Annotated in this window: 14 protein-coding genes and 1 tRNA gene; 8 read left to right on the forward strand and 7 right to left on the reverse strand. The window is 69.9% G+C overall.

All coding sequences use genetic code 11. The features are described 5' to 3' along the window. The first annotated feature begins 20 nt into the window (after positions 1 to 20). The 3 genes from ACZ48Y_RS09735 to ACZ48Y_RS09745 all read left to right on the forward strand — a co-directional run bounded on the left by ACZ48Y_RS09735 (position 21) and on the right by ACZ48Y_RS09745 (position 1,281). Positions 21 to 491: a hypothetical protein gene (locus tag ACZ48Y_RS09735; protein WP_464740809.1), complete on the forward strand. Its 471-nt coding sequence runs from the start codon at positions 21 to 23 to the stop codon at positions 489 to 491. A gap of 87 nt (positions 492 to 578) precedes the next feature. Continuing rightward, positions 579 to 1,187 (forward strand): hypothetical protein, encoded by a 609-nt coding sequence (locus ACZ48Y_RS09740; RefSeq protein WP_464740811.1) that lies wholly within the window; start codon positions 579 to 581, stop codon positions 1,185 to 1,187. Between the two features lie 17 nt (positions 1,188 to 1,204). Next, positions 1,205 to 1,281 (forward strand) — tRNA-Ile (locus ACZ48Y_RS09745). Positions 1,282 to 1,313: 32 nt separating this feature from the next. On the opposite strand, the gene ACZ48Y_RS09750 is transcribed toward ACZ48Y_RS09745, so the two are convergent. Further along, on the reverse strand, positions 1,314 to 2,111 hold the full coding sequence (locus tag ACZ48Y_RS09750) for a GNAT family N-acetyltransferase (protein ID WP_464740813.1): 798 nt from the start codon (positions 2,109 to 2,111) through the stop codon (positions 1,314 to 1,316). A 22-nt stretch (positions 2,112 to 2,133) separates the two neighbouring features. On the opposite strand from ACZ48Y_RS09750, the gene ACZ48Y_RS09755 reads away from it, so the two are divergent. From ACZ48Y_RS09755 to pfkA, 4 genes are read left to right on the forward strand one after another with little or no spacing between them, the layout of a single operon-like run. Then, positions 2,134 to 2,376: a DUF2905 domain-containing protein gene (locus ACZ48Y_RS09755; RefSeq protein ID WP_464740815.1), complete on the forward strand. Its 243-nt coding sequence runs from the start codon at positions 2,134 to 2,136 to the stop codon at positions 2,374 to 2,376. Then, on the forward strand, positions 2,373 to 3,191 hold the full coding sequence (locus ACZ48Y_RS09760; protein ID WP_464740817.1) for a DMT family transporter: 819 nt from the start codon (positions 2,373 to 2,375) through the stop codon (positions 3,189 to 3,191). Before ACZ48Y_RS09755 ends, ACZ48Y_RS09760 begins: the two co-directional genes overlap by 4 nt. A 9-nt stretch (positions 3,192 to 3,200) precedes the next feature. Then, the gene (gene rsmI, locus ACZ48Y_RS09765) at positions 3,201 to 3,998 is read left to right on the forward strand and encodes a 16S rRNA (cytidine(1402)-2'-O)-methyltransferase (RefSeq protein ID WP_464740819.1); all 798 of its coding nucleotides are present in this window, start codon (positions 3,201 to 3,203) and stop codon (positions 3,996 to 3,998) included. Further along, positions 3,995 to 4,963, forward strand: a complete 969-nt coding sequence (gene pfkA, locus ACZ48Y_RS09770) for a 6-phosphofructokinase (protein ID WP_464740821.1) — start codon at positions 3,995 to 3,997, stop codon at positions 4,961 to 4,963. Before rsmI ends, pfkA begins: the two co-directional genes overlap by 4 nt. Here the strand turns inward: pfkA and ACZ48Y_RS09775 are convergent. The 3 genes from ACZ48Y_RS09775 to pheS are packed head-to-tail and all read right to left on the reverse strand — an operon-like array spanning position 4,952 to position 8,859. Next, positions 4,952 to 5,449, reverse strand: coding sequence for a hypothetical protein (locus ACZ48Y_RS09775; protein ID WP_464740823.1), 498 nt, complete (start codon positions 5,447 to 5,449; stop codon positions 4,952 to 4,954). The two genes, pfkA and ACZ48Y_RS09775, sit on opposite strands and share 12 nt — an antisense overlap. Positions 5,450 to 5,469: 20 nt before the next feature. After that, complete coding sequence (pheT, locus tag ACZ48Y_RS09780) at positions 5,470 to 7,809, reverse strand: phenylalanine--tRNA ligase subunit beta (protein WP_464740825.1); 2,340 nt, start codon at positions 7,807 to 7,809, stop codon at positions 5,470 to 5,472. Then, complete coding sequence (gene pheS / locus ACZ48Y_RS09785) at positions 7,810 to 8,859, reverse strand: phenylalanine--tRNA ligase subunit alpha (RefSeq protein ID WP_464740827.1); 1,050 nt, start codon at positions 8,857 to 8,859, stop codon at positions 7,810 to 7,812. It lies immediately after the preceding gene. A gap of 156 nt (positions 8,860 to 9,015) precedes the next feature. Between pheS and ACZ48Y_RS09790 the strand changes: the two genes are divergently transcribed. Further along, complete coding sequence (locus tag ACZ48Y_RS09790) at positions 9,016 to 10,116, forward strand: tetratricopeptide repeat protein (protein ID WP_464740829.1); 1,101 nt, start codon at positions 9,016 to 9,018, stop codon at positions 10,114 to 10,116. Here the strand turns inward: ACZ48Y_RS09790 and ACZ48Y_RS09795 are convergent. From ACZ48Y_RS09795 to ACZ48Y_RS09805, 3 genes are read right to left on the reverse strand one after another with little or no spacing between them, the layout of a single operon-like run. Continuing rightward, positions 10,046 to 11,122, reverse strand: a complete 1,077-nt coding sequence (locus tag ACZ48Y_RS09795; protein ID WP_464740831.1) for a fatty acid desaturase — start codon at positions 11,120 to 11,122, stop codon at positions 10,046 to 10,048. The two genes, ACZ48Y_RS09790 and ACZ48Y_RS09795, sit on opposite strands and share 71 nt — an antisense overlap. Positions 11,123 to 11,171: 49 nt before the next feature. After that, positions 11,172 to 12,374, reverse strand: coding sequence for an adenylosuccinate synthase (locus ACZ48Y_RS09800; protein ID WP_464740833.1), 1,203 nt, complete (start codon positions 12,372 to 12,374; stop codon positions 11,172 to 11,174). Between the two features lie 15 nt (positions 12,375 to 12,389). Beyond that, positions 12,390 to 13,481, reverse strand: coding sequence for a type IV pilus twitching motility protein PilT (locus tag ACZ48Y_RS09805; protein ID WP_464740835.1), 1,092 nt, complete (start codon positions 13,479 to 13,481; stop codon positions 12,390 to 12,392). Positions 13,482 to 13,489 lie beyond the last annotated feature (8 nt).

A 13,489-nucleotide genomic window follows, 5' to 3' on the forward strand; every position in this document is an offset into this window, starting at 1 on the left:
ACGAAAGGAGCGTGGGTCTTATGAGGAAAGGGTTGTGGGTCCTGTTTGCGATGGCTGCGTTGGCCCTGGGAAGCCTCGGTGCGGCCCAAAAGTATGGGTTTTACGCCGGCTATGGCTACGACGGCATGCTTGGCGGCCAGTTCTTCCTAGGCGACAACCTGCGGGCCAGCATCGGGGTCACCCCGCTCGTCGGCATCGCCGTTGGCGGCAGCCTGGACCTGATGCTTGGCAAGGTCGACTTGTTGAAGGAGTCCGAGCAGACCCTCGAGTTCTACTACGGAGTCGGCGGTGGCGGTGGCATCGTGACCGCGTTCGGGGTGGCGGGCATGTACGTTCAGGGCCATGGCATGGGTGGCCTTGAATTGGCCCTACCCGATAGCGACCTCTCGATCTTTACCGAGGTGGGGGCCGGACCGGCGATGATCTTCGGCGGTGGATCTGGGATCTTCACCATCGTGTATGACTCGAAGTTCGGCTTGCTCTTTAGGTAAGCCTTAGGTGGCGAAAAGGGGGTGGGCATCACGCCTGCCCCCCTTTTTTTCATTCTTGCAGCACACGAGGAAGTAAGATGGCCTGGTATGCGCGCGTTTTGGCCCCTTTGGCCGGTCTTGCTGCTGCTCACCGCCTGCGCCGCGCGGCCCGACGAAACCCCGCCCTTTTTGGGGGTGACCTCCCCGGGCGGGGGCGCGATCGCCAAGGGCCAGGGCGTCGAGGTGCGGGGGTATGCCTTCGATGACCGCGGCGTGGTCAGCGTCCGCGCCTCCGGGACCGAGGTCCTGACCGAAAACCAAAAGGGCAAGCGCCTGGTGCGCTTTCGCTTCCAGCTCAAGGCGCCCAAGGCGGGGGAGATCGAGGTGCCCTTGGTCGCCGAGGACGCCGCCGGTCACCGCCGGGAACGGACCTTGAAGCTGGTCCTCGACGAGGCGCCGCCGAGCGTGCGCATCGAGCGCGTGGAGGCGGTGGACGGGCGGATGCGCATCGTCGGGGTGGCCACCGACGACGTCGAGGTGGACCGCGTGGTGGTGCGCTACGGGAAGACCTACGCGCGGCTGAACCTGCCCAAGGGGCGGGAAGTGCGCTTTTTCGTCGAGGTTCCGGCGACGGCGGCCCGGGTCATCGCGGTGGATGCCGTGGGCCAGCGCACCGAGCGAGCGTTAAAGCTTGACCAGGCCCAGGAAACTCGCTAAGCTGATGGGTGCTGGGCGGGCGATTAGCTCAGCTGGTTAGAGCGCACGCCTGATAAGCGTGAGGTCGGTGGTTCAAGTCCACCATCGCCCACCACACCAAGCGGACGGGGCCAAGGGCCCCGTCCCTTACATTTCTAGCTGGTAAAAGACCCGTTCCCCCTCCCTTGCCAGGTCCACCACCTTGTAGCCGGCGGCGAATGCCCGCTGGAAGGCCTCGCGGGTGTGCAGGCGCCAGGCCTTGGCGAGCTCGAGGTCGGCCCGCTTCATGGCCTCGATGTCCCGGGGCACCTCGAGGTAGACCTTGGGGGCGCTGGGCGCGAGCAGCGCGACCGGCCTCAGGCTCACCCCCTCGCCCTCGGTGCGGTTGAGGGGCGCGCCCTCGGGCACGGGCGGCGGGGGCACCTCCCCCTGGGCCCGGGCCACGACCCTGGGGTCGGAAAGCCGCCACTCGACGTAGAGGCGATCCGCGGGGAGGCCGGCGTAGAGGCCGGAGCGGACGCCGTAGAAATCGGGGTAGTAGGTGCGGGAAAAGGCCCCGAGCTTACCGAAGTTGAGCCGGGCGTTCTTGGTCAAGAGGGGATCGAAGGTCCAGGTGACCAGCTCGATCCCGCGCGAAAGCGCCCACGCGCGCTGGAACCACTTCAGGGCCGGGGCGATCCCGCTGCCCTGATGCTCGGGCTTGACCGCCAGCATGTGGGAGTGCTGCCAGCGCCGCGTCCCGTCGCAGGCGGCGAGGCCGTAGACGAAGCCCGCGGCCTCCTCGCCGACCCAGGCCAGGGCCACCAGCCCCCCGGTGTGCTGGGCCACGATCATCGAGGAGTGGGGCACGACCTCGCGGTCGCTGAAGCCCCAGGCGGCGATCTGCAGCTTCTCGACCGCAAGGGCCTCCGCCAGCCCCTGCATTTCGCGAATGACAAAGGCCATCGCCTAGAGTATAAGAAAGGGCATGGAGATCGGTCGCTGGCTGATCGTCCTGGGTGTGATCCTGATCCTCGTCGGGGCGCTGCTGTGGCTGGCCCCGAAGAGCTTGGCCTGGTTCGGCCACCTTCCCGGCGACATCCGCATCGAGCGTGACGGGGTCTACATCTACATTCCCCTGACCTCGATGCTGCTGTTGAGCCTGCTCTTCAGCCTGGCCCTCAATCTCCTGGGCGTGCTCCTGGCGTGGTTGTCGGGGCTTGGCCGGTGAGCCCGCGGCTGCGCGGGCTCCTCGCGCTGGTGCTCTTGACCCTGATCTGGGGGTCGTCCTTCGTCGTGATTCGCGACGCGGTGGCGAGCTTTCCCCCGAGCCTTCTGGTGTTCTTGCGTTTTTTGGTGGCCGCCCTCTTCTCCCTTCCCTGGATGCGCGGCGGCCGTGGGGTGGCGCTGGCCGGGCTCGAGCTCGGCCTCTGGCTGGCCCTGGGCTACGGGACCCAGGCGGTGGGGCTGACCTACACCACCGCCGGCCGCAGCGCCTTCATCACCGCGCTCAGCGTGGTGCTGGTACCGATCTTCGCCGGGCTCTTGGGGCAGCGGGTGCCCCGCCGGGTCTGGGTCGGGGCGGCGCTTTCCCTGGTCGGGGTGGGGCTTTTGACCTTCGACGCCGCCCCGCCCAACCGCGGGGACCTCTGGACGCTCGGCACCGCGGTGACCTACGCGATCTTCATCCTGCGCCTCGAGGCCTACCTGCGCCGGGTTCCGGTGGGGTTCTTGAGCGCGGCCCAGGTCGGCGGGATGCTGCTCTGGGCCGGGGTCTGGGTCTGGGCCGAATCCCCCGCCGTTGCCCGGATCCCCTGGCCCGCGGTGCTCTACCTGGGGGTCGTCGCCACCGCCTTCACCACCTGGTTGATGACCTACGGGCAAAAGCAGGTCAGCGCCGCCGAGGCCGCGGTGCTCTACGCCCTCGAACCGGTCTGGGCCGCGCTCTTCGCCTACCTGGTCCTCGGCGAGGCGCTCGGGCCGCAAGGGGTGATCGGGGCGTGCTTGGTCTTCTTGGCCACCGTCTACAGCCAGCTCGGGCGCTAGGCTAAGGGCGTGCGCCTGGTGCTCGTGCCCACCCCGATCGGCAACCTCGAGGACATCACCCTTCGTGCCCTGAACGCGCTGCGCGCGGCGGACGCGATCGCCGCCGAGGACACCCGGCGCACCCGGAAGCTGCTCGTCCACTACGGGATCGAAAAACCGCTGGTGCGGCTCGACCAGCACACCTTGAACCGGGCGGAGCGGATCTTCGCCGAGCACCCCCACTTGGCCTACGTCACCGACGCCGGAACCCCGGGGATCAGCGATCCCGGCGCGGAGCTGGTGGCCTGGGTGCTGGCCCGGGGCGGCGAGGTCGAGGCGCTTCCCGGTCCCACCGCGCTGATCCCGGCGCTGGTGGCCTCGGGCCTGCCCAGCGACCGCTTTGCCTTCGAGGGGTTCTTGCCCCGGCGCGGGCGCGAGCGCGCGGCGCGGCTGGATCGCATCGCCGCCGAGGACCGCACCGTGATCCTCTACGAATCGCCCCACCGGCTCAGGGCCACGCTCTCCGAGCTGGCCGAGCGGCTCGGTCCCGGGCATTCCGTCGCCGTCGCCCGGGAACTGACGAAGGCCCACGAGGAGGTCTTTCGCGGCACCCTTGACGAGGCCCTGGCCCACTTCGAGGAACCCCGGGGGGAGTTCGTCTTGGTCCTCGCCCCGCCAGCCAAGGGGCCCCCGCCGCCGGACGCGCGGGGGCTCTTGGCATCGCTCGCAGCCCGGGGGCTTCGCGGCAAGGCCCTGGCCAAGGCCCTCGCCGAGGCTGGGGTGCCGCGCAACCAGGCCTACCGCTTGGCTCTAGAATACGGGGAATGAAACGGATCGGTGTGTTCACCAGTGGCGGCGACGCCCCGGGCATGAACGCGGCGCTGCGGGCGGTGGTGCGCCAGGCCGCGGCGCTGGGCGTGGAGGTGGTGGGGATTCGCCGGGGCTACGCGGGGATGATCGAGGGGGACTTCCTCCCGCTGGGGCCCCGGGACGTGGCGAACATCATCCAGCGCGGGGGCACGATCCTGCTCACCGCCCGCTCCAAGGCGTTCCTGCAGCCCGAGGGACGAGCCGAGGCCGCCGAGCGGCTCAAGGCGGCGGGGATCGAGGGTCTGGTGGCGATCGGTGGCGACGGCACCTTCCGCGGGGCGATGAAGTTCATCGAGGAGCACCGCATCCCGGTGGTCGGGGTGCCGGGGACGATCGACAACGACCTCTTCGGCACCGACTACACGATCGGCTTCGACACCGCGGTGAACACCGCGCTGGACGCGATCGACCGCATCCGGGACACTGCCGCGAGCCACGAGCGGGTCTTCTTCATCGAGGTGATGGGGCGCTACTCGGGTTTCATCGCCCTGGACGTGGGCCTTGCCGGGGGCGCGGAGGTCATCGTGCTTCCCGAGGTGCCGATCAGCCCCAAGGACATCGCCCAGACGATCGAGGCCTCGTTCGCCAAGGGCAAGCGCTCTTCGATCATCGTGGTCGCCGAGGGGGGCTACCCGGGCGGGGCCGCGAAGCTCTACGAGGCGGTGCGCCAGATCTCTGGCTTCGAGGCCCGGGTGACGGTGCTCGGGCATATCCAGCGCGGCGGTTGCCCCACGGCCAAGGACCGGCTTTTGGGAAGCCGGCTCGGCGCGGCCGGGGCGCGCACCCTGCTCGAGGGCACGAGCGGGGTGATGGTGGGCGAGGTCGAAGGGGAGGTGCGCCTCACCCCCTTGCAGGAGGCGGTTAGCGAGAAGAAGTCGATCGACCTCGAGCTGGTGGAGCTGGCGCGGGTGCTAGCGGGGTAGGCGGGTGAGCCGGGTGTCGGCGATGCGCTCGCTCAGGAAGAGGCGCCGCAGCTCCGGGCGTTTTTGAACGAAGTCGAAGACCTTCAGCGCGAAGGGGCTGTCGCGAACCGCCTCCTGAACGACCACCGGGAGCTCCGGCGAGGGGTAGCGGAGGCTTCCGGTGGCCACGCTGTACTCGGCGGGGAGGCCGGTCCACAGGGCCACCGCGAGCAGCCCTCCCCAGAGCAGCCCTCCCAACGCGCCCATCGCGGCGTCGAGGGTCGGGCTGGTCCAAAAGAGCCCCAGCCGTCCCGCGACCTGGGCGGCGAGAAGGCCCGCCACCAGGCCCAGAATGGGCCAGCTCCAGCTCGGGACCCAGCTGATCGCCAGCGCGTAGAGCAAGAGCCCGATCAGGAAGGTGGGCAGGAAGACCGCGCCCTTTCGTGCCCCCACGGCGGTGGTGACCGCCATCGAGAACAGCACCAGGACGTCCAGCCAGGTGAGCACGCCCCGAGTATACCGCCGCCCTACCCGCGAATCCGCCAGCCCTTGGCCCGGATGGCCTCGAGGATCGCGGCGATGAAGCCCTCGACCTCGGCGTCGGTCAGGGTGCGGTCGGGGGCGCGGAAGTAAAGCCGGTAGGCCAGACTCTTCTCCCCCGGCGCCAGGGGCTTGCCGCGGTAGACGTCGAAGAGCTCGAGCCCTTCCAGGTAGCCTCCCGCGGCCGCCCGGAGCGTTTTTGCGACCTCGAGGTGGGGGGTGGCCTCGGGTACCACCACCGCCAGGTCGCGGGTGGCGGCGGGGAAGCGGGGGAGGTCCTCGAAGGCCCGCGGGGCCTCGGGCAGGGGCAGCCTGAGCTCAAAGAGGACGGGGGCCGCGATCTCCAGGGCCTCGGCGATCTCCGGGTGCAGCTCCCCGATGAAGCCGACCTCCTCGCCGTTCCAGAAGACGCTTCCCGAGATTCCCGGGTGGAGCGGGGGGTGGGCCTTGGGACGGACCTCGACCTCGGCCCCGAGGCGGCGCGCGAAGGCCTCGAGCAGCCCTTTTAGGGCGAAGTAGCCCCCGGCCATCGGCGGCTGCCAGCTCTTCGGGTGGTAGGCCCCCTCGAGCAGGGCCGCGAGGTGGACCTCCTCGTTCTCCAGGAAGACGTGCCCCAGCTCGAAGAGGAGGACCTGGGGGCGGGCCGGGTTTTGCAGGAGGTTCTTGATCAGGCTGGGGTAGAGCGCGGTGCGCAGCGCCGACTCCTCGGCGTTGGTGGGGTTGGCGAGGAGGAGCCGCGGGGCCGGGGCGCGCAGCGCGTGCAGGTAGGCCGGGCTTAGCCAGGGATAGTTGATCGCCTCGAAAAAGCCCAGGCCCGAGAGCACCCGCCGGTAGCGGGTCTCCCGGCGCCAGTCGGCGTCGGCGTCGAGGTTGTCGGGGGCGGGGAAGAACGCCAGCAGGCGCTCCGGGATGTGTTCGTAGCCGAGGATGCGCGCGACCTCCTCGACGAGGTCCTCCTCGATGTTCAGGTCCACCCGCCAGGTTGGGGGGCGGGCGGTGTAGGGCTCGGCCCGGCCCTGGACCTCGACCCCGAGGCGGGTCAGGGCGTCGAGCTGGTCGGGGACCGGAAAGTCCGTGCCCAGGAGGCGGTTGGCGTAGCTAGGGCGGAAGGGAACGGTCTTTCTCGGCTTCTCCCCGCCCAGGTCCACCCAGTCGGCGCTGACCTCGGCCCCGGCCCATTTCTGGACCAACTCCAAAAAGCGTAGCGCCGCGAGCGGCGGCAGGTTGGGGTCCACGCCGCGCTCGAAGCGGTAGCTGGCCTCGGTCTTGAGCCCCAGCCGGCGGGCGGTCTTGCGGATCGAGACGGGGTCGAAGTGGGCGGCCTCGAGAACCACCTCCCGGGTCGCCTCGGTGACCTCGCTGTTGGCCCCGCCCATCACCCCGGCGATCGCCACCGGGAACGTCGCCTCGCCCTTCTTGGCGGTGATCACAAGGTCCTCGGGGGTCAGGACCCGCTCCAGGCCGTCCAGGGTGACGATGCGCTCGCCGGCGCGGGCCCGGCGCACCACCAGTCCCTCGTGGAGTTGGGCCCGGTCGAAGGCGTGCAGGGGGTTTCCGAGCTCCAAGAGGACGTAGTTGGTGGCGTCGACGACGTTGTTGATCGGGCGCAGTCCGGCGGCCAGGAGGCGGCGCTGGGCGAGGAGGGGGGCGGGGGCGATGGTGAGGTTCCGGGCGTAGGCGGCGAGGTAGCGATCGGCGCCGTGGGGGTCCTCGACCCGGACCTCGATGGGGAAGCCGAGCGGCGCGCGCCGCGGTTTGGGATCGGGGACGCGGACCGTGAGCTTGAGCGCCGCCGCGAGGTCCCGGGCCACGCCCAGCACCGAGAGGGCGTCGGCGCGGTTGGGGGTGATCTCGAGCTCCAAGACCACCTCCTCGGGCCAGGCCTCGGCCAGCGGGGTGCCCGGGGGAAGGGCGTCTTCGGGCAGCTCCAAGAGCCCGCCCGCGTACTCGCCGACCGCCATCTCCGCGGGGGAGAGAGCCATGCCTTCGCTTGCGATCCCCGCCAGACGGCGCACCCCGACCTCCACCCCGCCGGGAAGGACCGTTCCCGGCTCGGCCCAGGCCACGCCCACCCCGGCCTTGGCATTGGGGGCGGCGCTGACCACGGTGACCTCGCGGTCGCCGACGTCGAGGGTGAGCGTCTTGAGCTCGGTGCCCGGCACCGGCTCGGCGGCGCGCACCCGGGCAAAGCGCACCCCCGCCGGGGGGGCGGGAAGGACGTGGAGCTCCTCGACGGGGAGCCCCAGCTTGGCCAGGACCGGGGTCAGGGCCTCGGGCTCGGGGGCCTCGGGCAGGCGTTCTTTCAACCAGGAGTAGACGAGCCGCATCTAGACCTCCTCCCGAAACTGTTCGAGGAAGGGCAGGCGGTTTTGGAAGAAGGAGCGGATGTCGGGAATGCCGTAGCGCAGCATCGCCACCCGCTCCACGCCAAGGCCAAAGGCGAAACCGGTCTTGCCCCGGTAGACCGGGGCCAGGCCACGCGCCTCGCGCAGGGCGTCGACTGCCTTGAAGACCTCGGGGTGGACCATCCCCGCCCCGCCAAGCTCAAGCCAGCCGCCCTTCCCGGTCTTGGGGTTGTGCCACCAGACCTCGAACTCCACCCCGGGCTCGACGAAGGGGAAGTAGCTGGGGCGGAAGTTGACCCGCGCGTCGGGGCCGTAGAGCGCCCGGGCCATCGAGAGCAGGGCGCCTTTGAGGTCGGCCATGGTGATGTCCTCGCCGACCACCAGGCCCTCGAGCTGGTGGAACATCGCCTCGTGGGTGGCGTCGGTGGCCTCGTGGCGGAAGACCTTGCCGGGGGCGACGACCTTGAAGGGCGGGGTGTGGCTGGCCATGTAGCGGACCTGGAGCGGGCTGGTGTGGGTGCGGAGCAAAAGGGGCTTGGGGAAGGCACCCTCGAACCCCTCGGCGGGCTTGAGCCAGAAGGTGTCGTGCATGTCCCGAGCCGGGTGGTGGGCGGGGATGTTCAGCGCGTCGAAGTTGTAGAACTCCTCCTCGGCCTCCGGCCCGAGCACGGCGCGGTAGCCCATGCGCTCGAAGATCCCCACCAGCTCCAGCATCAGCTGCTCGAGGACGTGCAGGTTCCCGGCGGGAAAGGGGATCCCGGGAAGGGTGACGTCGAGGGCCTCGGCCCGGAGCCGGGCCTCGAGGGCCGCCTGCTTGAGCGCCTGCTGGCGCTCGGCGATCGCCGCCTCGATCGCCTGCTTGGCCTCGTTGAGCCGCCGTCCTTCTTCCCGCCGCGCCTCGGGGGGGAGGTCCTTGAGCCCCTTGAGGGCCCGGGTGAGCTCGCCCTTCTTGCCCAGCAGGCGCACCTTGATCGCGTCCAGTGCTTCCAGCGTGGGTGCCGCGCGGATCTCCGCCAACCAGTCTTCCAGCATCGCGCCTCCAAAAAGCGGGGGCGGCCCTACGCCGCCCCGCGGGAAGCTCGGCTTCCCGCGCCCCTAGCGAAAAAAGAAGGCCGCCATCTGCGGTCAATATAGCCCTCATCCAGGGCTTGGGGCAAGCGGCTACCCTGGGAAACGTGGGAGGTCGGCATGGGAAAACGGGTCTGGACCCTCTTGATCCTCGCGGCGCTGGGCCTTGCGCTCGCGCTCTCACCCAAGGCGCAACGGCTCCTTGAGGAGGCGGCCCGCTACCGGGCCCAGGCGGAGGCCACCTACACCCGGCACTTCCCGGACCGGCCGCTTTGGCGAAAGACGATCCAGCTCGCCGAGGCCGCGGCCAAGGCCGACCCCAAGGCTCCCGAGGTCTGGCGCTTCCTCGCCGAGGTCTACACCGAGACCGGCTGGTGGATCCGCGCCGCCGAGGCCTGGCAGCGCTACCTCGACCTTGGGGGCGCGACGACCCCCGAGGCGCTCGCTGAGGTCTACCGCAACCTCGGCTACCTGGCCTATGCCCGCGGGGCCCTTGACGAGGCGATCCGCTGGTACCAAAAGGTGCTCAAGGCCTACCCCCGGGACGCCGAGGCCGCGGCCTGGCTCGGGCGCATCTACCAGGAAAAGGGCGATGCCAAGGCAGCCCTCCGGTACTGGCAGCTCGCGGTCAAGCTGGATCCCAGCCCCAAGAACCGCTATTTCTTGAGCCTCGCCGAGAAGATGGCGGCTTATGGCCCGGAGGCGGTCCGCGCCTTCTACAACGGCTACGCGGCCTACGAGAAGGGGGACCTCGAGGCCGCGATCCTGCACTTCAAGCGCGCCGCCCAGGCCGCGCCGGACTGGCTCGAGCCCAAGCGCTGGCTGGCGCGGATCTACCTCGAGGCGGGGCTGGCCAAGGAGGCGCTCGCCTACTGGGAGCTGGTCTACGCCGCCGAGCCCACCCCGGAGAACGCCCATTTCCTCAAGCTGGCCCGGGAGGCGGCGGGGGCCGGGGTGGAGGCCAGCAAGGCCTTCTTCGAGGGCCTTGCGGCCTACGAGAAGGGGGACCTCGAGGCCGCGAAGGTCGCCTTTGGGCGGGCGGTGCGGCTGAACCCCGACTACGCCAAGGCCTGGAAGTGGCTGGGCCGGGTGGCCTTCGAGGAAGGGGACTTCGCCACCGCCGCCAAGGCCTACCGCCGCGCGCTCGAGCTCAACCCCGACGATCGGCAAGCGAAGTACTTCTTGCGCCTTGCCGAGCGCGCCCTCGAGCAGCGGCGTTGAGCTCGGCGTGGGCGGCGCGGAACCCCACCAGCCGGCGGGTCCGCTCGTCCCAGAGGTGGAGGTCGCCGAAGGCGACGCGAAGGGCGTCGAGGAGGCCTACGGTGGGGGCCGCCCGCAGGAAGGCCTCCCGCTCGTGGGCTTCCCGCAGACGGTAGTGGGGGATGCGCGGGGCGAGGTGGTGGACGTGGTGGTAGCCGATCCCCCCGGTCAGCCACTCGAGCACCCGGGGCAGGCGCAGGTGGCTTGCGCCCTCCATCGCCGCCCTGAGGTAGGCCCAGCGGGGCTGGGGCTCCCAGTAGGCTTCCTCGAACTGGTGCTGGACGTAAAAGAGAAAGATCCCGAGCATGCCCGCCAGGTACTGGATGGGGAGGACGACGAAGAGGAGCAACGGCCAGCCCCCGACCCCCAGCGTGCCCAGGTAGAGCCCGGCGACCGCGAGGTCGGTCAGGTACACGCTCTGCCGCACCTCCCGCCGGCGCTGCCCGAACCCCAGCGGGAGCCGGTAGCTGAGCATGAAGACCCAGATCGGGCCCAAAACGAACATCACCAGGGGATGGCGGTAGAGCCGGTAGCGGCGGCGCGCGGCCGGGGAGGCCGCCTTGTACTCGGTCAGGGTCATGGTGTAGACGTCCCCCACGCCCCGGGCGTCGAGGTTGCCGCTGGTGGCGTGGTGGCGGGCGTGGGCGTGCTGCCAGGCGCGGTAGGGCACCAGGGTCGAAACGCCGAGAAAGGCCCCGAGGCGGTCGGCGGTGCGCTTATGGGAAAAGAGCGCGCCGTGTCCGGCGTCGTGCTGGAGGATGAAGGCGCGCACCAAGAAGAGCGCCGCCAAGACGACGAAGAGGGGCAACAGAAGGGGCGCGCGGTCAAGGGCCAGCCCGGCGGCCAGGGAAAAGAGGGCCAACGGCCCGAGGGTCAGGCACACGCTGAGCCAGCTTCGGCGGTCGTCAGGTTGGCTGTAAGGGCGGATTTTGGGGAGCCATTCGTCGTTCGTAAGGGGTTTGGACATGAGGGTTCCTAACCCCTTGAGCCTAGCGCGGCGGGGGATGAGAGAGGTGTTAGACCCAGGAGACCGCGCCGAAGGTGTCCTCGCGCCGGGGGCTGGTCGAGAACATCGCCACCGGCACCCCGCTTAGGGCCTCGACGCGGTGAACGAAGTGGAGGAGCGCCTCGGGCAGGTCCTCCCGGCGCCGAATGCCGGAGAGCGGTCCCCAGCCGGGGAGGGTTTCGTAGACCGGCCGTCCGCTGGCGTCGTAGTCCACCGCGATCTTGACCTCGGGAAAGCCCGAGAGCACGTCCAGCTTGGTCAGGACCAGGCCGTCGAGGCCGTTGACCTCGGCGGCGTAGCGCAACAGCACCCCGTCGAGCCAGCCCACCCGCCGAGGGCGGCCGGTGGTCACCCCGTACTCCCCGCCCTTTTCGCGCAGGGTCTCGGCCAGCTCGCCCTCGAGCTCGGTGGGGAACGGGCCGTGGCCGACGCGGGTGGTGTAGGCCTTGGCGACCCCGTAGACCTTGGTGATCGCCTTGTGGGAGAGGCCGGTGCCGATCACGATCCCCCCGACGGTGGGGTGGGAGCTGGTGACGTAGGGATAGGTGCCGTAGTTGAGGTCGAGCAGCGTGCCCTGGGCACCCTCGAAGAGGATGCGTTGGCCCTTGCGGTGGGCCTCCCGGAGCATCTGGCCGGTGTCCGCGACGTAGGGCTCGAGGGCCCGCTGCATCGGCGCCAGGTCCTTGAGCGCCGCCTCCACCGAGGTCCAGCCCACCGCCCGGGTGGAGTTGGGCTTGGCCTCCAAAAGGATCTGGACCCGCTCCTTGAGCGTGGCCGCGTCGAAGAGGTCCCCGACCCGCAGGCCGATGCGCCGCGCCCGGTCCGCGTAGGCCGGCCCGATGCCCCGCCCGGTGGTTCCGACGAAGTTCTTCCTGGACTCGACGTGCTTGTGATGCGGCAACACCAGGTGCGCCCGCTCCGAGACCCGAATCACCGGGCGAAAGCCCCGTGCTTCGAGGGCCTTGCGCTCGGTCTCGAAGGCCAGGGCGTCGATCACCATCCCGTCGGCGAGCACGCTCACCGCGTGGGGGTGGATCACCCCGGTGGGGAGCAGGTGCAGCTTGAACACCTCGTCCCCGACGACCACGGTGTGGCCCGCGTTGGCGCCCCCCTGAAAGCGCACCACGTAGTCCGCCTCGGCCACCAAGGCGTCGGTGACCTTGCCTTTGCCCTCATCGCCCCACTGGGCGCCGACGATCGCGACTCCCGGCATCGGGGCCAGCTTACCCTACCGGCGCACGCCGGGGGCGGCTCCGGCCAGCCGGGCGAACTCCTTGGGGTCCACCGAACGGCTGAGGCCGGTCTCGTAGCTGATGATGCGCTTTTTGTAGAGCTCGGCGAGGTGGGCGTCCATGGTGATCATTCCGTGCTGGCCGCCGGTCTGGATCACGCTGGTGAGCTGGTGGCTCTTGCCCTCGCGCACCAGCGCCCGCACCGCGGGGGTGGCGACCATCAGCTCGTAGGCCAGGACCCGGCCCTGGCCGTCGATCCGGGGCAAGAGCTGCTGGGTGAGCACCGCGACCAGGTTGTTGGAGAGCTGCACCCGCACCTGCGCCTGCTGGGCGTGGGGGAAGGCGTCGACGATCCGGTCGATGGTCTCCGGGGCGGAGTTGGTGTGCAACGTCGCCAGCACCAGGTGCCCGGTCTCGGCGGCGGTGATCGCCATCTGGATCGTTTCCAGATCCCGCATCTCCCCAACCAGGATCACGTCCGGGGCCTGGCGCAGGACGCTTTTCAGGGCGCGGGCGAAGTCGTGGGTGTCGGCGCCGACCTCGCGCTGGTTGACGATCGCCTTCTTGTGCCGGTGGAAGAACTCGATCGGGTCCTCGATGGTGACGATGTGGCAGGCCCGGTTTTGGTTGATGTAGTCGACCACCGCGGCCAGCGTCGTGGACTTCCCGGACCCGGTGGGGCCGGTCACCAAGAAGAGCCCCCGCGGCCGCATCGCCAGCTCGGCGATGTTCTTGGGCAGGCCGAGCTCCTCGAAGGTCTTGTCCAGCTCAGGGACGACCCGCATCACCCCGGCCACCGAGCTGCGCTGCATGAAGGCGTTGATGCGAAACCGACCGACCTTGGGTAGGGAGAAGGAGAAGTCGAGCTCGCGCTCCTCCTCGAAGCGCCGTTGCTGCTTTTCGTCCATCAGCGCGTAGAGCATGCGCCGGGTGGCCTCCGGGTTGAGCTTTTCAAACTCGGTGGGCACGAACGTTCCGTCAATCTTGAGCATCGGCGGGAGGCCGGTGGTGATCACCAGGTCCGAGGCGTTCCGTTCCTTGGCCAGCTTGAGCAGGTCAATGATGCTGTTCTCCAAATTCTGAGCCATGCCCTCCT

The sequence above is a fragment of the Rhabdothermus arcticus genome, from assembly GCF_055382915.1.